At 37.7% G+C, this 22,888-nt stretch carries 23 protein-coding genes and 2 pseudogenes; 8 read left to right on the top strand and 17 right to left on the bottom strand.

The annotated features are described in order from the left end of the window. Nucleotides 1–84: 84 nt before the first annotated feature. From ACI6MV_RS00505 to ACI6MV_RS00490, 4 genes are all read right to left on the bottom strand, one after another. A complete protein-coding gene (locus ACI6MV_RS00505; RefSeq protein ID WP_407267817.1) occupies nt 85–705 on the bottom strand; it encodes an NAD(P)-dependent oxidoreductase in 621 nt (206 codons plus the stop codon). Between the two features lie 155 nt (nt 706–860). After that, the gene (locus ACI6MV_RS00500) at nt 861–1,070 is read right to left on the bottom strand and encodes a hypothetical protein (RefSeq protein WP_407267816.1); all 210 of its coding nucleotides are present in this window, start codon (nt 1,068–1,070) and stop codon (nt 861–863) included. Between the two features lie 94 nt (nt 1,071–1,164). Continuing rightward, nucleotides 1,165–1,314: a hypothetical protein gene (locus tag ACI6MV_RS00495; protein WP_407267815.1), complete on the bottom strand. Its 150-nt coding sequence runs from the start codon at nt 1,312–1,314 to the stop codon at nt 1,165–1,167. Continuing rightward, nucleotides 1,295–2,602 (bottom strand): alpha/beta hydrolase, encoded by a 1,308-nt coding sequence (locus tag ACI6MV_RS00490; RefSeq protein WP_407267814.1) that lies wholly within the window; start codon nt 2,600–2,602, stop codon nt 1,295–1,297. The genes ACI6MV_RS00495 and ACI6MV_RS00490 overlap by 20 nt, the downstream gene beginning before the upstream one ends. A 313-nt stretch (nt 2,603–2,915) precedes the next feature. On the opposite strand from ACI6MV_RS00490, the gene ACI6MV_RS00485 reads away from it, so the two are divergent. Beyond that, nucleotides 2,916–3,434, top strand: coding sequence for a hypothetical protein (locus ACI6MV_RS00485; protein WP_407267813.1), 519 nt, complete (start codon nt 2,916–2,918; stop codon nt 3,432–3,434). Between the two features lie 59 nt (nt 3,435–3,493). After that, a complete protein-coding gene (locus tag ACI6MV_RS00480) occupies nt 3,494–4,006 on the top strand; it encodes a hypothetical protein (RefSeq protein WP_407267812.1) in 513 nt (170 codons plus the stop codon). A gap of 439 nt (nt 4,007–4,445) precedes the next feature. Here the strand turns inward: ACI6MV_RS00480 and ACI6MV_RS00475 are convergent, their stop codons facing one another. Further along, entirely contained in the window at nt 4,446–4,640 is a 195-nt protein-coding gene (locus ACI6MV_RS00475) for a hypothetical protein (protein ID WP_407267811.1), read from the bottom strand. A 578-nt stretch (nt 4,641–5,218) separates the two neighbouring features. Here ACI6MV_RS00475 and ACI6MV_RS00470 point away from each other — a divergent pair. Beyond that, nucleotides 5,219–6,169 (top strand): hypothetical protein, encoded by a 951-nt coding sequence (locus ACI6MV_RS00470; RefSeq protein WP_407267810.1) that lies wholly within the window; start codon nt 5,219–5,221, stop codon nt 6,167–6,169. Nucleotides 6,170–6,985: 816 nt separating this feature from the next. Here ACI6MV_RS00470 and ACI6MV_RS00465 read toward each other — a convergent pair. Both ACI6MV_RS00465 and ACI6MV_RS00460 read right to left on the bottom strand, forming a co-directional pair. After that, nucleotides 6,986–7,231: a hypothetical protein gene (locus tag ACI6MV_RS00465; protein ID WP_407267809.1), complete on the bottom strand. Its 246-nt coding sequence runs from the start codon at nt 7,229–7,231 to the stop codon at nt 6,986–6,988. A gap of 219 nt (nt 7,232–7,450) precedes the next feature. Further along, nucleotides 7,451–7,870 carry a hypothetical protein gene (locus ACI6MV_RS00460; RefSeq protein ID WP_407267808.1) on the bottom strand — a complete coding sequence of 140 codons (420 nt, stop codon included), beginning with the start codon at nt 7,868–7,870 and terminating at the stop codon, nt 7,451–7,453. Nucleotides 7,871–8,123: 253 nt separating this feature from the next. Between ACI6MV_RS00460 and ACI6MV_RS00455 the strand changes: the two genes are divergently transcribed. The 4 genes and pseudogenes from ACI6MV_RS00455 to ACI6MV_RS00440 form a co-directional block, all read left to right on the top strand. Continuing rightward, the gene (locus ACI6MV_RS00455; protein WP_407267807.1) at nt 8,124–8,375 is read left to right on the top strand and encodes a hypothetical protein; all 252 of its coding nucleotides are present in this window, start codon (nt 8,124–8,126) and stop codon (nt 8,373–8,375) included. Nucleotides 8,376–8,920: 545 nt separating this feature from the next. Next, on the top strand, nt 8,921–9,109 hold the full coding sequence (locus ACI6MV_RS00450) for a transposase (protein WP_407267806.1): 189 nt from the start codon (nt 8,921–8,923) through the stop codon (nt 9,107–9,109). Between the two features lie 109 nt (nt 9,110–9,218). Continuing rightward, nucleotides 9,219–9,884: pseudogene (locus ACI6MV_RS00445) on the top strand (IS3 family transposase); the annotation flags it as partial. A 30-nt stretch (nt 9,885–9,914) separates the two neighbouring features. Beyond that, nucleotides 9,915–10,076, top strand: a pseudogene (locus ACI6MV_RS00440) (IS3 family transposase); the annotation flags it as partial. 321 nt (nt 10,077–10,397) lie between these two features. On the opposite strand, the gene ACI6MV_RS00435 reads toward ACI6MV_RS00440, so the two are convergent. The 10 genes from ACI6MV_RS00435 to ACI6MV_RS00390 all read right to left on the bottom strand — a co-directional run bounded on the left by ACI6MV_RS00435 (nt 10,398) and on the right by ACI6MV_RS00390 (nt 22,071). Then, entirely contained in the window at nt 10,398–11,138 is a 741-nt protein-coding gene (locus ACI6MV_RS00435) for a sulfite exporter TauE/SafE family protein (protein ID WP_407267805.1), read from the bottom strand. 377 nt (nt 11,139–11,515) lie between these two features. Beyond that, complete coding sequence (locus ACI6MV_RS00430) at nt 11,516–12,166, bottom strand: bifunctional 4-hydroxy-2-oxoglutarate aldolase/2-dehydro-3-deoxy-phosphogluconate aldolase (protein ID WP_407267804.1); 651 nt, start codon at nt 12,164–12,166, stop codon at nt 11,516–11,518. A 9-nt stretch (nt 12,167–12,175) separates the two neighbouring features. Next, a complete protein-coding gene (locus tag ACI6MV_RS00425) occupies nt 12,176–13,120 on the bottom strand; it encodes a sugar kinase (protein ID WP_407267803.1) in 945 nt (314 codons plus the stop codon). Between the two features lie 225 nt (nt 13,121–13,345). Continuing rightward, nucleotides 13,346–15,130 (bottom strand): alkaline phosphatase family protein, encoded by a 1,785-nt coding sequence (locus tag ACI6MV_RS00420; protein WP_407267802.1) that lies wholly within the window; start codon nt 15,128–15,130, stop codon nt 13,346–13,348. 26 nt (nt 15,131–15,156) lie between these two features. Then, complete coding sequence (locus ACI6MV_RS00415; protein WP_407267801.1) at nt 15,157–16,347, bottom strand: mandelate racemase/muconate lactonizing enzyme family protein; 1,191 nt, start codon at nt 16,345–16,347, stop codon at nt 15,157–15,159. A 284-nt stretch (nt 16,348–16,631) separates the two neighbouring features. Next, on the bottom strand, nt 16,632–17,642 hold the full coding sequence (locus ACI6MV_RS00410; RefSeq protein WP_407267800.1) for a Bug family tripartite tricarboxylate transporter substrate binding protein: 1,011 nt from the start codon (nt 17,640–17,642) through the stop codon (nt 16,632–16,634). A gap of 53 nt (nt 17,643–17,695) precedes the next feature. Continuing rightward, nucleotides 17,696–19,204 carry a tripartite tricarboxylate transporter permease gene (locus ACI6MV_RS00405; RefSeq protein ID WP_407267799.1) on the bottom strand — a complete coding sequence of 503 codons (1,509 nt, stop codon included), beginning with the start codon at nt 19,202–19,204 and terminating at the stop codon, nt 17,696–17,698. A gap of 15 nt (nt 19,205–19,219) precedes the next feature. Further along, nucleotides 19,220–19,672, bottom strand: coding sequence for a tripartite tricarboxylate transporter TctB family protein (locus tag ACI6MV_RS00400; RefSeq protein WP_407267797.1), 453 nt, complete (start codon nt 19,670–19,672; stop codon nt 19,220–19,222). A 71-nt stretch (nt 19,673–19,743) separates the two neighbouring features. Next, complete coding sequence (locus tag ACI6MV_RS00395; protein ID WP_407267794.1) at nt 19,744–21,093, bottom strand: sulfatase family protein; 1,350 nt, start codon at nt 21,091–21,093, stop codon at nt 19,744–19,746. A gap of 201 nt (nt 21,094–21,294) precedes the next feature. Continuing rightward, nucleotides 21,295–22,071, bottom strand: coding sequence for an IclR family transcriptional regulator (locus ACI6MV_RS00390; protein WP_407267793.1), 777 nt, complete (start codon nt 22,069–22,071; stop codon nt 21,295–21,297). A 373-nt stretch (nt 22,072–22,444) separates the two neighbouring features. Here ACI6MV_RS00390 and ACI6MV_RS00385 point away from each other — a divergent pair, with 373 nt between their 5' ends. Further along, nucleotides 22,445–22,570 carry a hypothetical protein gene (locus ACI6MV_RS00385; RefSeq protein ID WP_407267792.1) on the top strand — a complete coding sequence of 42 codons (126 nt, stop codon included), beginning with the start codon at nt 22,445–22,447 and terminating at the stop codon, nt 22,568–22,570. Nucleotides 22,571–22,888 lie beyond the last annotated feature (318 nt).

Below are 22,888 nucleotides of genomic sequence, written 5' to 3'. Positions count from 1 at the left end.
AGTGGGAGCGGAGATTGTTTCCCTATCTCATTTCCTTTTTCAACAAACGATTTAATCCAATACGAAAGTAGTATAAGCGTATTATTAGTAGGCGATACCTACACGTGATCCTATATAATCGTTTGTATTAATCTGTCTAAATGTAAATTCTGCTGTATCTGGGACGGATATTTTAACGCCATCCACTGGCAAAAAATCTCGTTCTACACGATATTTGCCTATCCTTTCTCCATCCGGCAAGTAGGTAGGACAGACAATCGTCCATTCGAGGGTTGAATGTTTGAGCATTTCGTAAACTTTATGGTGTTCTTGCGCTGCACGAGTTGATCTACGCTTTGATTCACTTGTTTGGTAACGCAGAGAATTTGGCGTGGTTCTACTTTGCAGGATACCCGCGGTTCCGATAGTGATTATACGTTTTATACCTTCGTTTTCCATTGCTTTGATAATAAGTGGCATACTTTCTGATAGAGTGGTTGTGCCATCGGTATTTAGTGCACTAATAACTACATCAATCCCATGCATTGAACGGATGATGTCATTTTCATTTAAAGCATTTCCTTGCATAATGGTTAAATTTTCGTTAGTTATTTGAATCTTATCTGGAGTACGAACTAATACGTTAACCTGATGTCCATTCTGAATTGCATAAGTAACTATTCGACTTCCAACTCGTCCAGTTGCACCTAAAAGTAAAATATTCATAAGAAAAAGCCTCCTTTAGAAGTGGGACACGGGGTCAGGTTAGTTGTTTCAGTTATAATTTGCATCTACGGTACCTTTCCTCTTTTATGGATACCATGGATGCACACTGATCTGTAGTGTCCCCGTTTTCAAAAATACTGTGCCTCAAGTCTTGCTCACTTTAATTTTTTTAAGAGATCCCATAGACTAAATGAAGTCTTGTTATAAACTTTATTGTACGCAGCTTTTTTGGGGTTTTTCACCCAACCAGCCCCTTTCTTACCGTATCCAGGGATGAGCGCACTTTTTACAGCTCTTTTCGCTTTTCCAGTCGTTCTTGCTTTAATAGACCGCTTGATACTTGGCCTTCTCATTCCGAACTTCATGTGTTTACACTCCTTCATGAATACGAACAACTTTCTACTAAAATAGTATCATATAATTTGTTTACTTGTTAAGTGTGCGAACATTGAGTCAGATTTATTGGAACACGGGGTCAGGTTTATCGTCCCCCTTATGTATTATTCTCATAGACTGCAACAGTAAATCTGACCCTCTGTTCCACTCTGACCCTGTTCCACTTACCCCTGAAGTCATACCCCCACCAACATCAACTGACACCCGAATCATGCACATCCTCCAGTCGATACTGGATCGGCATTGTCCAGTCCGACTTCAGATCGGTGAAAAGTTGGACGGCAGGTGGAAGTGACACCTTACCTTCCAGCGCCTCTTTTACGTCACAATTCAAATCAATTTGATCAGTTATCCAAACATATTGAGAATCAGTATGTATAAATTCGTTTAACCCAGCTTGTTTAAGAATCGTACGAAGGTGATGAATCGCTACACGCAGTTGATTTTGCGCGTGGTCTTTTGTCCTATTGGGCCATAAACTTTCACTTATCGTTTCTTTCATTGATTTCCCATGAAAAGCTAGATAAGCAATAAGTTCCTTGGCTTTTCGTTGATTCCATTTTCCTTCCACCTGTTTCCCATTTACTTGCATCGAAAAAATAGTTAAAAAATCAATTCGAACGATTATTTTAAATGAGTCTAATTGTTCGTGAAGCAAGTCTAAGTATGGCAGATCCAACGCTCCTATTCGGTCACTTCTGTCACCTTCATACATGTGAAAGAATTCTTCTAAAAGTGCTGCTGCCCGCTCAGGTTGATCCACATGAACCATATTGGAAGCATGTTTAACGACTTTTAACTGTGTATTAGGCAAGTATCTTATACTTAAATTCGTTAATTCTGGGGGATAATTCACATCCATTTCCCCATTAAGAAGTAGCGTAGGTACTGTCACATATTTTAATTTTTCTAATGAAATGGCGTTTGCATGCAATCGAAATATATCCATGTATAAATCCATTTGCACTTTTTCAAACGCACGCTGTATCGTCGCGTGTTTTACCTCATCTGTATTTACCATAATCTGAGGAATCATCCACGTACCAAGCTCTGCTCCTGACATTCCCGCTATCTTTTCCGCTCGATATTGCATACCTTTTTTAGCGACAGCTTCTGGATAATAAAAAGGAGTGGAGATGATTGTGTTTGTCGTTGGTTTGATTAGCTCTCGACTAATGAGCTCTACCGCTAACTGTGCACCAATTCCGTGGGATACTAGATGCAGCTTACCAACAGCTTCCTGCTCGACTATAGCTAAAAAATCATTCTTTAATGCATTCCAATTCTCTTCATCTCTATCATAAAATTCGCCGATAGAGTTTCCGTGCCAGCGTAGATCGTATGTAATAATTCGATAGTTTTCTAGATACGGAATGATAAAGTTGAATTCTGTATGATCCAATCCCACTCCATGCAGGAATATTAGCGTAGGCTTATCCTCTCTATGTTTACCGGTTATCTTATAATGCAATGTTGCATCTAGTAGCTCAACGGTCTTCATGCTTCCTCCTGTTGTGTAATGATTTTGTAATAATGACTATGATAACATTTTATGTACCTTTATAACGCGATGCAACTAAGAAAAACTAGATTTAGAGATAATTATCTAATAGTGTGTGTTCAAAAAGTTCCGTTATTAGCACCGAGAAGCTTGGATAAAACTAGAAAAAGACGACCGGAGAGTAGACAGAGCCTACGTGAGGACCGGATTTTTCGGGCGAATACAATATTCAACGTAGATAGGCTACTTGAGTAATCATTGTGATTAATTGGGATTTTTTGAACCTCTAATAAGAAAGGAAGCAGGATTAACTATGGGGTTGTATTTAATAGCACGATGGCTCATGGATAAAGGTTATTTCACCTTGGAAGAAGTCCCTTTTGCACTTATAGGGATGGGTATTATACTATTCGTTAACCTACTTGTATTCCTGGTGGTGAGGAATACAAAGCCAATGACTGGAGGGCTGTTTCCGGCCTTATTGTCTGCGGTCTTCACATGCGCTGGACAATTCGCACAGAGGAAATACATAAGAGGTTCTTTATTTTTATTCGCATTTATCACAGCCTATCTTTATATTATCTTCATCGACAAAAACGTAACGGTTGGGTATGTCGTAGCATTCTGTTTATTAGCCACCCCGATTGAATCCTTTTTCTTTACAGTAGAGTATGCATCTATTGGTCGTTCAAAAAAGGGGTATTCTGCCAGCAGCTCTGGATATTCAGGAAGTTCAAGAAGGTCACACGATGTATTGGATGACGTGATGGAAACGCAGGAAAGAGAATTTCACGAACATGCCTCGTCTTGGAATGATCATGATAATTGGTAAACGGACAAAAGAAAAAGTGGTACAAAAAAACAGTCCCTATTGACTCAGGAGGTAAACACATGAAAAAACTACTAACTATAACACTTGTTCTCGTAATTACTCTATTAGGTGCGTGCTCTGAAGCACCATCTAGTAAACCTGAATTCGGTAAAACCTATGATGTAAATGAAGGTGAAGCATTTGATATTGTAGGAAAAGATGGAGCAAATGGTGAGGTATTTACAGCAAATGTAACGATCTCTAATATTGAATTTGTCGAGAACGTTAGTGATAATGAAAATTATAGTTTTATCACATATGATTTAATCATCAATAATACTAGCGATGTTGAAATATTATCTGGTTACTTTGGCAGTGCTAACTTTAATGTCTATGATGAAAATGGTACAGAGGTTTATGCTGTGGTAGGTAGTTTAGGAGATTATAAAAGTGCTAATATCCGACCAGAAGGAAGCAATAGCGGTAAAATGTCTTTAATGTTTGACAAAGGAGAAAAGCCAGCACAATTGATATATTCGAGTTATTTTTTAAATAAAGATACTGGTAATGAATATGTCATAGATTTACAGTAGAAAACTTTATTTCGTAGATATGGAGCAAATGGCAGAAACAGCTTATAGCGGTTGTTCAAAAATTCCCATTTCCATCACAATGATTACTGAAGTAGCCTATCAACGTCGAAGATTGGATTCAGCTGAAAAAATGTGTGGAACACGGGGAACACGGGGAACACGGCGTGGAACACGGGGTCAGGTTTATCGTCCCCCCATGTTTTATTTTCATAGACCGGAACAGTAGACCTGACCCGCTGTTCCAAACTTCGAGAAGTTTCTGGAACTACTTAAAAGGAGTTAAAATATTTTTTCTCTTTTTTCTTCCTCATATACTCTTTCGGCTACGAATTGTTTTAATAAAGTTTGATAAGGAATCTATATAGATTCAGCTAATCTTTGCAAGCGGTTCAGTAAGTCATTTTCAATTCGTAGGTTAATTGGTTTTGTAGCGCTTTTCCTAGGTGGGGGGTAAATCATCATCTTCTATATAGCTTTCATTAAGCAACTCTTCACTCATCGCATACTTATCCCAAAAATCAACAACCTCCTCCTCTGTCATATTTTCTGGAATTTGACTGGGATCGGTAATGATAAGCCTTCCTCTTTCATCATATTGCTCTTCAACTGATGCTGCGCTGTCTTTTTTACTCATAATCAATACCTCCTCCTTTTATTATAAGATTTTTTTCGTTACTAGTGGTATCCCATCCAGTAAACGGTCTGAATCTTTTTTCACTTTTTTCGTATACAATTGCTTAAATGCGCCCATCTTCAGTCATACCAGTGTTAAAAGAAAAATAGCGGAATGAAAATCCCCTGTCACTTCGCGAATTTTGTCATATTAAGTCACTCAAAAATCTCAACAAACTCCCTATACTTCCTCCGTCTCTCCCACATACTCCCTGTATAGTAATGCTTGTTTTTACTACCTGTGATCCTGTTGCATACAGACAATAATACAATCCAAATTGACCCTCCAGACATTTTAACCACTTACCCACCAATCTAGTTTATTAATGAATTATCATTCATATGTAACAATAGAACACCCAAAATGTCCCTTCTAAATTATACGATTTCCAGCCGACACATTATGACAAAATTCGGGAAGTGGCAGGCACTAGCACAAGTAAGTGGAATTCCACAACAAAAATCTTCCCAAAAAACCCGTTTTGCTCTATAATTTAATAGCTTATAAAACTCATACTATTATACATCATGGAGGTTACTATGAAATTACGAACAATTTTCACCACTTTATGCTTAACTCTTGTTGTAGCTGGATGCGGTAGCGCAAATACCGAAGAAACAAACATTGCTAGTAAGGAAGTAAACGAATACGGCGTCGAAGAATCTACAGCCGAAGCAATTACAGTATCGATTGAAGAACAGTACGAGGCGATGAATAGTGGTGATTTAGAATCCGTACTATCTTATTACCATGAATTTGATGAAGAAGATCAAACAGACACTCAAGATTTTATTGATTTACACCCTACCATTACCCTTACAAGTTTAGAAGTGGTATACGTAAAAGACAATGAAGCACTCGCAATCGTTAAAGGAAAAGTCATGGCTCAAGAATATAATGAAAATGATAACATAAATCAAGAATTTACTTCAGCTACTATTTTCCATAACGAAGAGGCTAAGTGGCTTGAGGGCGATAGCTACAATATGGAAGTCATTTACCTCGATGGGGCTGGAACACGGTCAGATGACTTCTACCATATTGATAATACAGAAACGATTCAAGCGAAAATAGATGATATCAAATCAAATGAAATTCTACCATCAGAGTATATGATAGTTGAGGAGAATTTGCTTGATGAAGCAGAGAAGAGTTGGGAAAGTCTTTATGGGCTTTATACGATTGAGAGTGCAGACCAAATTGGTGACATTCTCAGTAATACTTTCTTAAATCCAGCAGACTATTCAGAAGCCTATCAATCACTCGCAGACACATATCTATCCTTCGAGTACGTTGATATCGAGTCGAATTTTCATTCTGGCATGATTACAGCTAACGACGATAGTGCATTTAGTTATCAAGCATATGTGAGTTCTACAGGAATTACAGAAAGTGGCGAAAGACATACATTAGATAACGGCATCTTTAAAGTGGATATGGCAAAGGATGAAAATGGCGAGTGGAAAATAGCGTATTTAGAACAACAATAGACTGATTTTGCATCGATAAAATGCTCGTGACGTTTAAAGCGTCTCTTCGGAATTCTGAAGAGACGTCTTTTTGGTTGGACTTGAAGATTTAGCCTTTTTATCCATCGACGGGGTCAGACCTGTTCTTCCTACATGTACAAATCAACCCCACTGTCCACGAACGGCACCTGACACCATAGCCATAATGATGCCATTACGCTTAGCTATCAGTTCATTTCCAGTGTATCGCTTCATACCTGGGTTATCTAAATACCTGGACAATGATTCTCTTAACTTAGGATAAATCTTCCTGAGATAAATAATGGGAACGCGGGGTCAGGTTTCTCGTCCCATTACTTCCTTCACTCTGGTGACACCTCTATCACATAGCTACAAGCCTTCTTTTCTCAAAAGGACTGTTATTCATTTTAACAAGTTGGACAACTTGTTGGAACGAGAAACCTGACCCTCCGTCCCTACACTGGTCCACTCTAGAATTTTCTCAGAACCAGGCATCAGCTTTTGAATGATTAATCCGACAAGACAGATTAGGGAACGCGGGGTCAGTTTTGTCGTTCCAGCAGGACCTTAAATTTTATTCTCATAGAACGGAACAGCAAACCTGACCCTCTGTTCCATTCACTCTCGCAGCCATTTTTTAACCATCCATTGGATAATATTCCTTACTAATTAAAGCTAATCCTAATCACCCTCAACAATACCAATTTCCCTTCTTTCCGTTCTTCTAGAAACATTTAAAGTTTTTTATCAATCGTGATGACACCCTAAGCTGTATAGGCATAAAAACACCAATCTAATCAATAATTTCAGTTTATCTCACAACCCATACATCGTCCTTATATAATTTTCCGACCTTATCGATAGCCCATTTTTAATCATCTCATCAAGAATGTTATTATATAACTGCTTGCCCATCTCAACATGCTCAGGGTTTCGATCCCTATCGAACTCTTGGGCTTCCGCTTTTAACCTATCCATGTAATTCTTATAATCAAAACCATAATCCACAGCTTCGCTAATTCTATCATTGTGCTTTAAGGATAACCGTTTAAGTTCTGACAAAAAGTCATCCAATACTTTACTGTAGCTGGCATCTAGTTCTTCAATAACTTTGAGTGCGCAACTATGAAGCTCCAAAAAATTCTTAAGATAGTAAGAAATATAATTGTTGTGCTTATTTCTATTAAATTGAAAAGGCTTTTCCCTTTTCGACATAACGGAATAAAAGGTAGGATATTCATCTCTAAATGATTTAAACTTGTATTCTATTTGACGGAGTTACTAATCCTGGGTAGAGAGCGCAAAAACTAATCGCTTCTTCGTAAAATCTAGAACACTTTGAAATTCACTCTGGTCATATTCGTATAAAAAGTTATTCAACTGTTCTATCAGTTCCGTCATCTTGTCCCCCATTAACTGGAACATCTTATCTAGTGCAGTTATTAAAAGTTCATTAAGATAATCATTGCTTTTTGTACTGATGTCAGATAGGTCTACTTCATAAAGGATCTCTTTCATGTACTTTGCTTTTTGAAGATCATTCATTTGCTCTACTTCATCGGCTAATACTTTTTGATTAAATTTTAAACATAGCTGGCACACTGGACTAAATTGCATAAATAAATGCAGTGAGTTCTTCACAAAAATCATGTGGTCATCCATTGCTGCCTTTTCTTCTTCAATTAAATGTGAGCTTTCCATCCATCAACGGTTATTCACTCATATCAGCCTTTCTTAAAACTATATCTATTAATGATAAATTTCGACAAAAAGCTAATATTTCCTTCAAACATAAGAAGGTAACTTTCTTCAGAGTAGAGCTGTTAAAACTTTCTTTTCGTCTTTATAGTAACTTTTTACTTTTGATGCACTTTGTAAACTCGGTTTGATAGAACTGTATACATTATATATAAATGGTTAACGTATTTTCGAAATATAAAATAGGAGTGGTGTAGTGAGAGAACTAGAAGGCGATATTTTAACTAAAATGGAGATTATTGAATTGAAAAGAGAAGTAGTTTCGATCCTCCATAGTATACAGTTCGATTGTTGTTACAATATAGAAAATTGCATTATTGATTTACACAAATTGCTATCCCAATTAGATGTAATTGAATTTCCTCAAAACATTATTATGAACTTAAACAAAGATAGCCTTACCAAGGATGCAATTAGGAAGGGATTAGAAACGAAATCACAAAAATAAATAAAGCCTATCTTGAGAATTTGGCGTCGTAAATTGTTGCGTTTTATAATAAGAAGACATCCAGGACTTTTGGACGTCTTCTTGTTGTGTTTGTTCAGTATAATCCATTACACAAGGTGATTTACAATAGTTGCTTATCATGTATGCGCAGTCCATGGGGGTTGGTCTCACCCACGCACTCTAACTTCATCCTACCATCCTGAGAACTTATTTTTTTTCGACCTAAAAGTTCTCTGGAACCACCGCATAACTAGGTATTTTCTAAATCTACATCTGAAACAGGAAAAGCTAGAATAGAATAACATTCCTCTGTCAGTTCACATAAATATTGGACATGGTGAGTTAGAGATTAGATGGCAGTGAAATCCTTTCACTCCAACAATTAACTATGAGAATGCACGGATAAAGGCCCAATGTCCAAAAATAGCACATCCCCCAACCGACACATTGCGACAAACTTCGGGAAGTGACCATAGTCCGTACCACTTATACTGGACACATAAATGTTTCGACATTTACACTGCAAGTATGAGGAGGAATTCGGAATGGCTGTAGCGAAGAAGCAACAGCGATATAGTAAGGAAATAAAACTAAAAGCAATTCGACGTGTCTTAGAGGAAGATGAAGCTGTACAGACAGTCGTTGATGAACTCGGTATTCGTAATAGGACAACGATTATGAGTGGATCAAGAAATATCAAAAGAATGGTGAGGTGGCCTTTGATCGTTCCATAGGACGACCTAAAAAAGGAGAATCCTGCCCATCAACTGATGAAAAAGTAAACCGATTGGCGATAGAGGTTGAAGCGTTAAAAAAGTATGTAGAAATCTTGCGCCAAAAGGGGGAAGAAAAAAATATCAAGTGATTGACCAGCTACGCCATGAGGGTTATCCTATCAATGCTTTATGTGAGGCCATGGGCGTTTCTCGTAGTGGGTACTATGATTATCGCAAGCGTCCCAATAAAGATAAGGATGAGGAAGAGCTTATATCTTATATCTATCACCAAGATAAAGGCGTATTAGGAGTGCGGGGAATCGAACTAAGGCTACGCCAGGATTATTGCTGGAACATCAATCATAAGAAAGTATATCGGATCATGAAAAAGCTTGGTTTAAAGGCCAATATTCGCAAGAAGAAACATACGAAAAAATACCGCCAATCCACCGCTGGCAGAATTTACAACAATCTATTAAATCGATATTTTTATGCAGATACACCATTTGAAAAATTGGTGACCGACATCACGGAGTTTAGGGTAGGCAATCAAACTATTTATCTATCTGTCATCATGGACTTATTTAACAACGAAATTATCGCCTATAAATCAAGCCTAGAGAACAATATAAAACTAGTGGAAGATACCATGAGAATAGCGTTCAAAAACAGTGGAACAGCCACGGATACCATTTTACACAGTGATCAAGGCATGCAGTCTCGCTCAAACAAATACAACCAATTAATTAAGGCATACAACCTTACGCCAAGCATGTCTAGAAAAGGCACATGACTAGACAATGCATGTGCAGAGGGATTCTTTTCGCACTTCAAATCAGAGGCTTTTATTCTATTTCCATGCCAGTCAGTCAAAGGAGCCTATAAAACAATAGCAAAGTACATTTCATATTATAATGAGCAACGATATCAAGAAAGATTACACGAGATGTCTCCAATCGAATATTTTCATTCTATGGTGGCATAAGAGCACTACTACAGGCAATCGTCTTAGCAAGCGTACAATTGCCATGAGCAGCTTTATATGGAGAAACCGGGCATGATACTCCGTTTTAGCGTGCCAATGTATTTATAACTTGGCGCCTTGGCTAAGAAATCGTGCCCGTACAAGGCTCCATGTCAAACTCACGGTGAAGTGCCCCTACATTAGAATAGATCAACTCAAAGATTGTCATTTACAGTCAATTTGTCGAATCATTTATTGTCCGAGAAATTGGGTATTGACCACCACAGGCACCCATCTAATGACTAAATCAGTTTGTACATTTTTGATTGAAACTGGAACGCCCTAAAGCAACGACATTACAATTAAATTAATTGCTGCTAGGGTTATGATTGTAAATGCAATATTTTGAATGATCTTTGTTGATAATAAATCAAATATTTTTAATCCTAGTGTAACACCAATAAGGACAATAACTGTTCCTAAAATAAAATAGTGGTAAAATGAATCTGTTAAATCACCGTTAATCCAATGGGCAACGATCGTAAATAAATTTAATAGGATAAATGTTAATTGGAGGTTCGCCGTATAACTTCGTTTGTCCTCATATCGCATTAGAAAGTATATAACAAAAAGCGGTCCTCCTATTGCAAATGCACCTCCAATAAAACCTCCAATACATCCGACACACAGAGAAATGATATAATTGTTGGATGTATTGGAGGTTTCGGAAAGTTGCCGATTCTTATACAGATAAACCACCATAGATATTAAAACAAGTGCAAGAATGATTTTAATAAATTCTGTTTCTCCAAAGTATATGACAAATACAAATGCAAGTGCTCTACCAATACTTGCGCTAATAGTAATTGGTACGATATCTTTCCATATTATATACCGCCTATATTTCAGTAGGATTCCAGATGACAAGAAAGCTGTCAAAGCAAGTACAATCAACATACTTTCCTCTACAGAGAGAAATATCGAAATAACACCCATACAAACTAAGCCAAAGCCAAATCCGCTCGATCCTTGAATAAAACTCCCTAGAAAAATAATAAACAGAATTACAATCTGTTCCCACATAAACAAACCCTTCCTTATTTTTGACCTAACACTTGCTTAAAATCTTTGCTATCGTAATAATGAATTGGGATATGGGCAAAGGATTCTGGATCACCAGACATTGACCAGAAAAAGATGCAACTACCTCATGGGTCTATTAGCCCCTAAAGCCAACGCGTTAAAACAAAATAAGGAAGTAAAGTAAAGAACAACCTATCCACAATTACTAACACTGGTTATACATTCAGTACTCCCAAGGGAACACCCGATATTTCCCTTGAAAATAAAACAATTATCTAGTTGGTAAAATTGGGTATTGATCATGGGCACCGGAACGATTACACATTTGACAGCATATGATAAATTTCTTAAAATGACAGGGCCCACTTACCACTCTTCTATTCCGCACGTGCTTTTTTTACTATATCGGAGTACTGCTTAGCTCTCTTCTCAATCTCTTGAAATTCACCGTTATTTATTTGTTCATTATTTACTAGGTTACCACCAACACCTATAGCAATTGCTCCAGCTTTCACGTAATCAGCGGCATTATCTATATTTATCCCTCCTGTAGGAATGATTGGAATTTGAGGTAGTGGTCCTTTAATATTTTTTATAAAGGTAGCTCCTACAGCTGAAGCAGGGAATATTTTAACAATATCTGCACCATATTCAATAGCATTCAATGCTTCCGTTGGTGTCATTGTGCCAGGAATGGATATTTTTCCGTAACGTAATGTGGTTTGGATTACGTCTTTTTTAAGCACTGGACTTACAATAAATTCCGCCCCATTTTCTATCGCTTTTTTAGCTGCCTCGCTATCTAAAACCGTTCCTGCTCCGATGACAGCTTGATCGGAAAATCTTTCAGATAGCTTCTTTATTATTTGATAACCTGCTGGTTCATCTACGGTTACTTCTAATGCTGTTACTCCACCGTTAATTAAGCTTTGGGCTGTTTCAAGCACTTTATCTTCTTTTACCTTTCTAATTACCGCTACTACGCCATTTTCTACTAATCTAGTTAAAAAACTCTCTTTCACTATCATAATCTCTCCTTACCTATTGATTTTATTGTATGATGCTTCTGGATTTACTTGGTACCAAAATGGATAGCCTTCCACATCACCGGCAACTGATAAAGCGAACGCTCCAACCGCATTCCCAAGTTGTACAGCGCTTTTGATATCCGAACCTCTTATTAACCCAGAAAGAACACCTGCTGCAAATCCATCTCCTGCACCAGCAGTGTCCACAACTTGGTCCACACTTTCTCCTGCAACATATTCACATTTGTCTCTCGTTGCATAATAAGCGCCTTTTTCACCTAGCTTGACAATGACAACCTGATTTCCCATCTCTAATAGTTTTACGGCAATGTTTTCTGGTTTCGATTCACCGGTCATAAGCTCACCCTCATCCAAGCCAGGTAAAATAATATCACTTTTTTGTGCCATTTCACCCAAAACTTTCTTGGCTTCTTGTTCACTCCAAAGCTTGCGCCTAACATTAGGGTCAAAGACCACTTTTTGGTTATTTTTCCTCGCTCTTTCCATCGCATAAAAAATAGTTTCTCTACAACTTTCACTTAATGCAGGCGTAATACCAGTTACATGTAGATATTTAGCTTGTTTAATATATGACTCATCCAGGTCGCTTGGATGTAACAAACTAGCTGCAGCATTTTTACGATAATAATAAATGTTTGGATCTTGATTAGCGATCATTTCTTTAAAGAATACTGCAGTAGGTGCAGAATTCTCGAATGCTACATGTCTCGTATCTACACCCTCGCCCCTAATGAAATTTCGAACATATATGCCAAACTCATCGTCCCCTAATGTAGAAATCCAGCCTACCTTATGACCAAGCCGAGCCAAAGCAATTGCAACATTTGACTCAGCTCCCCCGACCGTTTTTGTAAAACTATTAGCATAACGAAGCGGGCCTACAGAATTAGGTTTGAATAGCACCATACTTTCACCTATTGTAATAACATCCATGCATTCCACCTCCGACCTAATTTACTATCTTTTTTATTATTTTCCTCCAGACAAATAAAATCGGAACGCGGGGGGAATGGTAACACCCCACTTAATTCCGATAATTCTATAACAATTTCATAATACTATTCTAAGTTATTACATCCCAATATAGTTGAATTCCTCAAAATAATATTGGGATGCAAAAAGCAGTGTAATGTAATGATGAAATTGACTCTTATCTGTTTATAATAAATCTTTCATAACACGCCCATCCAATTGATTACAATTTTTCAATCCTAATATACTCGCTATGGTCGTACCCATATCATTCATTTTATATGGTTTATCTCTGTTCCGTTTTACCCCATTATGCACAGTTGGACCGTCGAACAATGCAATGCCATAATTAGAAGAATGCAAGGTTGAAGCAGTTGGGATCTGTGGACCATGATTTGCTCCTGGTGAAGATACAGCAGCTACGACCTCACGATTTGTATTATATCCCCAAACAAATCCTTGACTATAAGCAAACAATACATCTCCTGCCTCTTCTCCCCAGAAGCCAAGTGGTACTGCATCTTGTTTCTTCACGGTAATTCCAGATACATTTTTTAAACCTTCAGCTGTCTCGTGATACCATGTCGTGATAGCATGGAAGATTTCCGTTTGAACCTTTTCATAATCAGCTGGGTCAACAATTCCCGAAACTTCCCGACCTTTTAGATTAACAAAAATCTCCATACCACCACGTTCTTCTTTTAAATACGCTTTTGATTCACTCATGATTGGCAGACCGGCTTCATCCAATATACATAGTCCTTTTTCCTCTAGACGGCTATAAATATCACACATGTATTCGTTAGGTACGTTTCCGTGATCCGAAGCCAGTACTAACAATGTATCGTCAGACTTGTTAGCCAATATCTTTCCGATAGCGCAATCTAATACTTTGTATCCCGTTTGCATCACTTCCTCAGACAGCTTTGCTCGTTCTGGTGTATAAAATGGCGATGCTGGATCATATTCTCCTAAACAAGTGTGATGGGTTTCATCATTCAGACGAAATACTGTAGCAAATAAATCAAATTCCTTCTCATTTAAGAGCCAAAGTGCTGTCTCAGCCAACCAATTAGCTTGATATTCCGCTTCTTCAATGCCTGTCTCCATATATAAATTGTCAGGAGCTGCTGAGATCGACCACTTGGAAATAAACGGCCCTGAATGATCGATGCATTCCTTTTCTAGCTCTTTGTGATTCGAATAAGCATGCTTATCGTTAACCTGTGACTGTAATAAATCTAACTGTTGCTTCTCATGGTCAAAAGCAAGTAATTTGAATCGTCCGACCCCTACTTTTTCGCCTAGCGGAATTTCCAGCCAATCCGTCCATTTTCCAAGCGACACACTTACAGTGCTACCGTCACGAAATTGGAGGCTAATTTCTTCCTTATTTATTAGATTAATTTGCACTTGTTCTTGATGATTATCATTTGTCATAATGGAAAAATGATAGCTTTGATTCGCGATCTCGATCTTATCTCGATTAGCCTTCTCATGATAGGCTAATGTCTCCCCCGCTGGTGGCCAACCAAGATATTCATGTTTCTGCTGACTTGGCCATTTATCTATATTCGTGCTATATACCATTGGTGCAGCCACTTCAAAAGGAGCTCCACCTTTTCCACTCCAATATGGTGCAAATTCAAAATGGTCTGTGCCTTCTGTGGAAATGGTTTCTGGAAAATGGACCAATGCACATTTCTTCGCTTGTTTATTCATATATCCTAGTAAATTATCATGATTATCCGGAGCAATTCGTTGTCCTTTCCAACTCGTTCCTGGTGCCTGACCCGTAATCATTGATACGAAGTTAACATCCCCCCAGGTCGAAATATAGGGGAGTAATTCCGTACAAGCACCTTGGTTTAGTAATTGTGATATATTCGGCAAATGTCCTTCATCTGCAAATTTATAAACTAGTTCTGGTATTAGACCATCTACACCAAATACAATCACTTTTTGGTCCATATTTACACTTCCTAACTCTCTACGATTTATTTAGCAAATACTTGTTGTCCATATTCCTTCAATACATCCCTGTTTACGTCGACTCCAATACCCGGTTTTTGCGGAATTTGGACCTTTCCGTCAACTAGAGAAATCTGATTGTGAATTAATTCCGCCCGAAATGGGTGGGAGGATTGATCGTATTCCAACATTGGTTCTATAGGATTTAATGACATAGGTGTCGTTGGTAAACTACCAATATACTGTAGCGATGCGGCAAGACCGATTCCCGATCCCCAGACATGTGGAATAAGCATCGTATTGTATGCCTGCGCCATGGCAGCAATTTTTTTACACTCTGTAAAACCGCCTGACGACATTAAATCTGGCTGCAATATGTCAAGTGCATTGGTAGATATCCAGTTACGATAGCCAGTTTTACCAAAGATATTCTCTCCTGCAGCTACATAAGTAGAAGTTAGATTTTTTAATTGACGATAACCTTCCATATCCTCAGGGGCTAATGCTTCTTCAAAAAAGTGTACCTTTGCTGCTGCAGTTTCAAGTAGTATTCGTCTTGCGGCAGGTACATTGTATGCGCAGTTGGCATCCATCATAAGCATTATCTCATCCCCAACAGCTTCACGAATTGCATAAACGTATTCAATGTCCTCCTCGACCCCAAAACCAGTTTTCAGTTTTAACGCTTTAAAACCATTGGCAATATGCTGCTTCGCTTCTTCTACACCTGCTTCTGGGTATTTAAGCCCTTGCTTTCGATAAAAGCCTGTAGCATATGGAGTTACTTCTGTTCGAAATGCCCCGCCTAACAGTTTATGAACTGGTTTATTTACAGCTTTACCGATAATGTCCCAGAGCGCTATATCCACTCCGCTTATCGCGTTTACTGCTGCACCGTATTGACCGAATGGTCGGGTTCTGTTGTACAGCTCTTCCCAAAGCACTTCAACGTCAAATGGATCTCTACCGATTAGCATTGGCTTAAAACAAAACTCCACAAAGGAAGCTGCGATTTCAGGTGGCTGTAGACCGTGACAAAGCGATTCTCCCCAGCCAATAACTCCTTCATCTGTAACGATTTCCACAATCATGGAACTTCTTTTCTCTACCCATCCTTGTGAAAATGAAAATGGTTCTGGAATTGGCGAACTAATCACATGTGGTATTACATCAACAATTTTCATTATCCATTCACCTACTTTTAAGTTATATTTCATAATTACCTTACACTGCTACTAATAGTTGAAAATCAGTATTATGAAATTGACTAATCTATCTTTTTTAAAAAAATCTCTAATAATGTTCACAATTTTTTTGAAAGGAGGGTGCATGTGTATGCACCCTCCTACCAATATATTTGACTAATAACCAACTAAAGTAAGCTCATTTCCCCAAAAATTAAAAATCGAGTATAATAGTGTTAGTAAATCACTAGCAAAGTGTTATCGATTTACAACGATTCGATTAGGACGAACAACTGTTATTTGTTCGTCTCATTTTTTTATTTTAGGAGTCCTAGACTCTCCAAGACTTCTCCAGAGCTGTTATACGTTTTGGTAATCAATTCCTGATATTCTTCAGGAGCTTTGTAATCTATAATTTGACCAAGTTCATCCATTTTCGTCTTAAATTCTTCATCCTGAACAACTTCTTTGAATGCTTGTGCTAATGTATCCCTAACATCATCTGGCAATCCCTTTGGTGCAATAACACCATTAAAGAATACCCCTTCAGAACTGTAGCCCTTATCTGCAAATGTTGGAATATCCGAAAGTTCTTCGGGCTTTACACTCGTAACATTTACTAATGGGTTCATATCACCTTGATTATTAATTACCAACGGGTGAGCTAACACACCACTTTGTACATTCCCACCTAAGAGAGCTGTAACAATTGGACCTGCTCCTTTATAAACAACAAATTCCAACTCTATACCAATTTCATCGGCAAATTGAGCCATCGCCATTTGTTGCATATTACCTGCACCAGTAACGCCTACTTTAAATCCAGGGTTTTCTTTTACGTAATCAACCCATTCCTCAAATGTTTGATATGGTGCATCTTTAGGTACCGTAAGAAATTGTGCAACACTCGCCATATTCGCAATGGTATCAAAATCATCATAAGCATAACTGGTGGTAGAATAGTTCGGTTGAATCGCAATTGGACCGGCTGCTGTTTGGCCAATGGTATAACCATCTGCGTCAGCACTACTAAGGGCAGTCAGACCAATCGTACCACCAGCACCATCTTTGTTTTCTACAACAACATCTACATCGTTAGGTAAATACTTTTTCAAAAAAGGTACGGCAGATCGAACAATTGCATCTGAATTACCACCTGGTGAAAATGGCACAATCCAAGTGATTGTTTTTTGCGGATAATCTGATTGACTATTCGCACCTGCATCTTGACCATTCTGATTCGAACTGTCTGCACATCCAGCAAGTACAGCTATTAAAATCGCTACCAACACAAATGATTGAACAATAGATTTTTTAAAAAAATTCATTTCTTAAACCCCTCCTAATTTTATATATCAACAAGTGTCACACTTCATTTCTTTCACAGCTTCACTGTCTCATCAGAATTAGATTTAGATTGATTCTTCCTAAACCTTTGTACAACTCCGAGGATGATAATGCCCAAGATTACTAGGCAAAGCAATAGCGAAAAAGGACGTGTGATAAAAACAGAATAGCTCCCATCCGATATCACTAAAGTGCGTCGCAAGCTTTCTTCAATAATTGGACATAGAATAAACGCTAAAATGACAGATGGTAATGAGAACTCCAGCTTGTGAAGAATAAAGAAAATAACACCTGTGATTAATGCAAACCATAAATCAAAATACAAACTCTTCGAAATATACACACCTACTGCACAGAAAATTAAAATTATCGGTACTAAAATCGCATTTGGTATCGTCAAAATTCTGGAGAAAAAGGCCGTAACAAACCTTCCGACAATATACATAGCAATTGTTGTTAATAAAAAACCATAAAATATGCCATAAATTAAATCTGAATTTGTACTAAGAACATTTGGTCCAGGCTGTATACCATGAACAATAAAAGTTCCCAATATAATCGCTGTTGAGGCAGACCCCGGAATACCAAGCGCAAGTAATGGTACTAAAGCTCCACCAACTACCGCATTATTGGCTGACTCTGGTCCAGCGATTCCCTCAGGATTCCCTTTACCAAATGTATCTTTTGTTTTGGAAAACTTTTTCACTAGCGTATAGCCAAACCAGGATGCCGCACCTGCACCCAATCCTGGGAAGATCCCTGTTATAGAGCCTACAATTGACCCCAATCCCATCGGTTTTATAATACGCTTGTATTCTTTTGCTGTTAGTCCAGTCTTAAGCCTTTCAGATTGAACAATCTGTCGTTTATTTAAGCCAGTATTGATCATATTAAACAATTCGGACAGGGCAAATACACCGATTAATAATGCAATTAAATTAATACCATCCATTAATTGCATTGATCCAAACGTTACTCTTGGCATACCAGTGAGTAAGTCCAAACCTACAGTACCAATCATTAACCCAAGCACCACAGAAATCATACTCTTTAATTTATCCTTCGTACTTAACATCCCAACTGCTATAAGGCCCAAGACACCAATTAAGAAAAATTCTGGATCAGATAGTTTTGTAGCAAATTTGGCCAGAGGGATGCACAAAAAGATCAATACGATTCCACCTATTAGCCCACCTACTGTTGATGCAGTTAAGGAATAGGTTAATGCTTTCCCAGGTGATTCATTCTTTGCCAACGTATTTCCATCCAGAAGCGTAGCTGCTGCTGCAGGTGTCCCAGGTATACCTAATATAATGGATGAAATGGAGCCTCCGTATTCTGAAGCCTGATAAGCGGCAACAAGCATAAGAACTGAAGCAAGTGGAGACATTCCATAAGTTAATGGGAAAAGTAGTATGATGGCGACCATCGTACCCAAACCTGGAATTGCACCAAATATAAGACCGACAAATGTTCCTAGTAATATCATTAGAATATTGTTGATCGTAAATAGACTCATCAAGTCAAAGTTAAAAATATCCACGGAAGACCTCCTCACTTAGAAAGAAAAATTCATAATTAAACCAAAAACAGCCCATATGGAAACGGTGACAAAAAGACTAATAGAAAAGTTAATTAATAACGTAACGCTTCTCTGTCCCACATTCCACCTATATACGGTAAACAGAATCGCAAGATAAAGAAAACATTGAAGATAAAACATTCCAATTACTTGCCAGCTTAATATAAATAAAGCTGTGAAAAAGATCGTAAACAAGATGTACTTCAAATTTGAAACTGTAATTTTCTTCCCTTCCTTACGAAATGTATCAACAATGCTAAATATACAGAGAACAAATAACAAAATAGCTAATATGTTCGGGAAGTATTCAGGTCCCATTCCATTTTGATTTCTCATCCCGGAAGAACTTGAATTGATATTAATAAAATAAACGAGATCCAAAAGCATAATAAAAACTAATGCGCAGTAGGTAGCTTTTTTAGAATCCATGGGTACCCTCCAATTCTTATTTAATTGTTTATCACTTAATCAAACTTGTGCAGTGATCATCTACCGTAAAATTATATATTAGGTAATTGAAAATCATCACCAGTTGATTCCACCCATTTTTTTAATCGATCGTTCAGCTTCTTTTTCATTGGCCTGTGTCGAGTATGAATCGCTAAATTAACTTGTTCATAAGGGTCTTCATTCAAGTTGTACATTTGCCAAGGTCCGTTTTCAAACGATGTATATTTCCAACCGTCCTGCGTTATCACTCCTCGATAAGGTCGATCGACGCTATAACCTTTATCCGATGGAACAGGTAATCCAATATAAGCACTATCAGGAGCATTTGTATCAGAACCAGGATGTAAAATAGATTTAGAATAATCATATCCAACCATACCTTTAGGCTTATTTATTCCACAAAGTCCCAATGTTGTAGGTGCAATATCGACATGGTTTATTAAATAGTCATTTTCCCTTGGTTCGCTATTTTGTGCCTCAATCTCTCCACCTCCAACAATAAAAGGAATACGAATAGATTCTTCCCAAGGTACTGTTTTTCTAAAATGTCCATGAGACCCTAACATATCACCATGATCACTAAAAAATATGATGTATGTATCTTGATCTATTTCTAGATTGCGTAACGCTTTCAAAATTCTGCCTAAATTGAAATCAATCCGATCAATTGCGGCATAATAACCTGCAAGTTCGCGACGCGCTCTTTCCTTTACCGATGATGACTCCGGAACATTCGGACGTAGCTGCATGGAAGCTGGATTGAACTTTGCCATATTCTCTGCAGGTGCTAAGTAAGGATTATGCGGTGGCTGAACAGACAAGACGGCAAAGAAAGGATCTTCTTGCTCCTTTTGAGTTGTCATGTAATCTATTAGCAAATCTGTCAGATCATCCGTTTCATAGCCCGGTAATCGATACGATTGTGTGTTTTCATTATCACCAGTATGAATCGTACAATTAAATGGATTATTGTTATTTTCATAGGCCCACCAATCTTGAAAGCCCCCTCTACGTTCCTCAGGAATCACTCTTCTTGTTTGGTGATTTTCCGCTAAGCTCATATCCAATTCAGGTCTTTCACCGTCTAGGTGCCATTTTCCAATCCAACAAGTGTTGTAACCACTTTCATTAAAGGCGTGTGCAACTGTAGGTATTTCGGTAGACATAGGTGATCCTAACCCAGGCACTGATGATTGATGAGGATACTTTCCAGTCAGCAACGAACCTCTAAACGGGGAGCATAATGGTGCCCCAGAAACTGCACTATTAAAACTAACTCCATCAACGGAAAGTTTGTCTAAATTAGGAGTATTGATATTGGGATCTCCTCTATGACTCATAGCTTGTGCTCTCATTTGATCAACTAAAACCCATACCACATTTTTCGGGCGGTTATCCAACTTCGTTCACTCCCTCCAAATAATAAATTATTATTTCATAATTGGAATGATGTTTCATATATAGAATATAGCACTTGTATTTATGGCTGTCAACCTTATCAATGAAAACACTTTCAATTAATTTTTTTCCTAATATTATTGCAATACAAAAAACCCGTTGTGTGACCAACAGGTTTTTCTACTACTTAGAATTATAAAATCTTAGGCTTTATAACCCAATTTCTCAGAAATCGTCTTAGCAGTTGCCAGCAAGAGTTCGGTGTGCGTATCAATCATTTCCTTTGTCAGTCGATAAGAAGGTCCTGCAACTACAACAACCGCAGCAAGTCTGCCTCCTACCTCATATATAGGAGCAGCTACAGCATTAACATCCTCTCGATCTTCCGCTAAATTATAGGAGTATCCTGTCTGCTGTATCTCCACAATTTCCTTTTCTAGAGTTTCCCGATCACTAATTGTTCGCTTTGTTTTATTCTGCAAACCAACCTTATCATATATTTCTTGGCGCTCTTCTTTCGATAAATGAGCTAAAATAATCTTCCCACCCGCTGTGGCGTGCAACAATATTCTTTTACCAACGTAGGATAGCAGCGCAACCGAATGGGGTGGGTCAATCTTATCAATATACACAGCGTTGTTACCATCACGCTGAATTAAATGAATCGTTTCTGCTGTCTTATTACCTAGTTCAACTAAATACGGATGGGCAACTCTTTTCACCTCGAGATTATCTAAAAGTGCAAAATTAAACTGGAGGATTTTATAACCTAACCTGTACTTTTTAGTTTGTTCGTTCCTTATAATATAATCACGTTCTACTAAAGCCTGCATAATCCTGTGCAAAGTACTTTTATTTAGCCCAGTTTTATTTGCAACCTCCGTTATTCCCATTTCTTTATTTTCTGAGTCCATTAGCGCTTCTAATATATCTATCGTTTTCAAGGAAGAGTTGGAAGAGCCATTCTGCTTAGCCTCCATGTTACACAACACACCTTTCAAAAAATAACCTATTTTTTATATTTAAAATACTATTCTATATATAGAATAGTTGTAAATTCTAGTAAGGTCAATAAATATTCTTTGATATTAAAGATTTATGTATTCTGCTAGCTGGAGTTGGATTCATTTTTCCGTTTTTGTAGTTGCTAATTATTGTCTGAATATTAATAACATAGTACCCTTTCTACTTGTCCGGCGTTTGACTCTTTTTTTCTTTACTTTTACTTATCATATCAAAATATAATCCAAGCACAAAGCTTAGCTTTTTCTAAGTTTATTTCAATCTATCATATTCATCAATTAGTCGCGGCAGATTTCTACTATGGTAATAATCAACAACCTATAACAAGCCATGTATAGCCCAGAACAGCTTGAACTGAGAGATGATGTAAAAGAATGTAGTTTGAAGGTTCAGGAAATGTTAGCTGGCTATTATGCTCACGTCTCAGCATTAGACAATTATGCAGGTGAATTTTAGGAGACAATTCTTGAAACGGGAATAGAAGAAGATACAATCTTTATCTATTCATTTGACCATAGTGATATGTTAGGCTCACACGGACATCTAAATACGCAAAGACCTTGGGACGAAAGTATTCGAGTACAATTTTGAATGCACTATCCAAAACTATTTGATTTTAAAGAGCAACATGTTACTTCTCCAATTTCTACAATTGACATAATGCCAACTATTTTGGAACTTTGTAATATACAATATACCTCAACATGTTGAAGGAATTAGTTTAACACCATATTTAAAGGGTGAATATTCCAAACTACAAGAGGCTGTTTTGAT

Origin of the sequence: Radiobacillus sp. PE A8.2 (genome assembly GCF_045635475.1) — a bacterium.
Taxonomy (GTDB): Bacteria; Bacillota; Bacilli; order Bacillales; family Amphibacillaceae; genus JBJGXI01.
This window is presented reverse-complemented; position numbering and strand designations above follow the sequence as displayed.

What these genes read in the sequence shown, in the direction of transcription:
- ACI6MV_RS00390 (WP_407267793.1), bottom strand. Translation starts at nt 22,071, where the DNA reads ATGGAGGCTAAGCAGAATGGCTCTTCCAACTCTTCCTTGAAAACGATA.
- ACI6MV_RS00460 (WP_407267808.1), bottom strand. Translation starts at nt 7,870, where the DNA reads ATGGAAAGCTCACATTTAATTGAAGAAGAAAAGGCAGCAATGGATGAC.
- ACI6MV_RS00485 (WP_407267813.1), top strand. Translation starts at nt 2,916, where the DNA reads ATGGGGTTGTATTTAATAGCACGATGGCTCATGGATAAAGGTTATTTC.
- ACI6MV_RS00490 (WP_407267814.1), bottom strand. Translation starts at nt 2,602, where the DNA reads ATGAAGACCGTTGAGCTACTAGATGCAACATTGCATTATAAGATAACC.
- ACI6MV_RS00400 (WP_407267797.1), bottom strand. Translation starts at nt 19,672, where the DNA reads ATGGATTCTAAAAAAGCTACCTACTGCGCATTAGTTTTTATTATGCTT.
- ACI6MV_RS00470 (WP_407267810.1), top strand. Translation starts at nt 5,219, where the DNA reads ATGAAATTACGAACAATTTTCACCACTTTATGCTTAACTCTTGTTGTA.
- ACI6MV_RS00505 (WP_407267817.1), bottom strand. Translation starts at nt 705, where the DNA reads ATGAATATTTTACTTTTAGGTGCAACTGGACGAGTTGGAAGTCGAATA.
- ACI6MV_RS00410 (WP_407267800.1), bottom strand. Translation starts at nt 17,642, where the DNA reads ATGAATTTTTTTAAAAAATCTATTGTTCAATCATTTGTGTTGGTAGCG.
- ACI6MV_RS00495 (WP_407267815.1), bottom strand. Translation starts at nt 1,314, where the DNA reads ATGATTCGGGTGTCAGTTGATGTTGGTGGGGGTATGACTTCAGGGGTA.
- ACI6MV_RS00450 (WP_407267806.1), top strand. Translation starts at nt 8,921, where the DNA reads ATGGCTGTAGCGAAGAAGCAACAGCGATATAGTAAGGAAATAAAACTA.
- ACI6MV_RS00430 (WP_407267804.1), bottom strand. Translation starts at nt 12,166, where the DNA reads ATGATAGTGAAAGAGAGTTTTTTAACTAGATTAGTAGAAAATGGCGTA.
- ACI6MV_RS00475 (WP_407267811.1), bottom strand. Translation starts at nt 4,640, where the DNA reads ATGAGTAAAAAAGACAGCGCAGCATCAGTTGAAGAGCAATATGATGAA.
- ACI6MV_RS00480 (WP_407267812.1), top strand. Translation starts at nt 3,494, where the DNA reads ATGAAAAAACTACTAACTATAACACTTGTTCTCGTAATTACTCTATTA.
- ACI6MV_RS00420 (WP_407267802.1), bottom strand. Translation starts at nt 15,130, where the DNA reads ATGGACCAAAAAGTGATTGTATTTGGTGTAGATGGTCTAATACCAGAA.
- ACI6MV_RS00385 (WP_407267792.1), top strand. Translation starts at nt 22,445, where the DNA reads ATGTATAGCCCAGAACAGCTTGAACTGAGAGATGATGTAAAAGAATGT.
- ACI6MV_RS00425 (WP_407267803.1), bottom strand. Translation starts at nt 13,120, where the DNA reads ATGGATGTTATTACAATAGGTGAAAGTATGGTGCTATTCAAACCTAAT.
- ACI6MV_RS00415 (WP_407267801.1), bottom strand. Translation starts at nt 16,347, where the DNA reads ATGAAATATAACTTAAAAGTAGGTGAATGGATAATGAAAATTGTTGAT.
- ACI6MV_RS00500 (WP_407267816.1), bottom strand. Translation starts at nt 1,070, where the DNA reads ATGAAGTTCGGAATGAGAAGGCCAAGTATCAAGCGGTCTATTAAAGCA.
- ACI6MV_RS00435 (WP_407267805.1), bottom strand. Translation starts at nt 11,138, where the DNA reads ATGTGGGAACAGATTGTAATTCTGTTTATTATTTTTCTAGGGAGTTTT.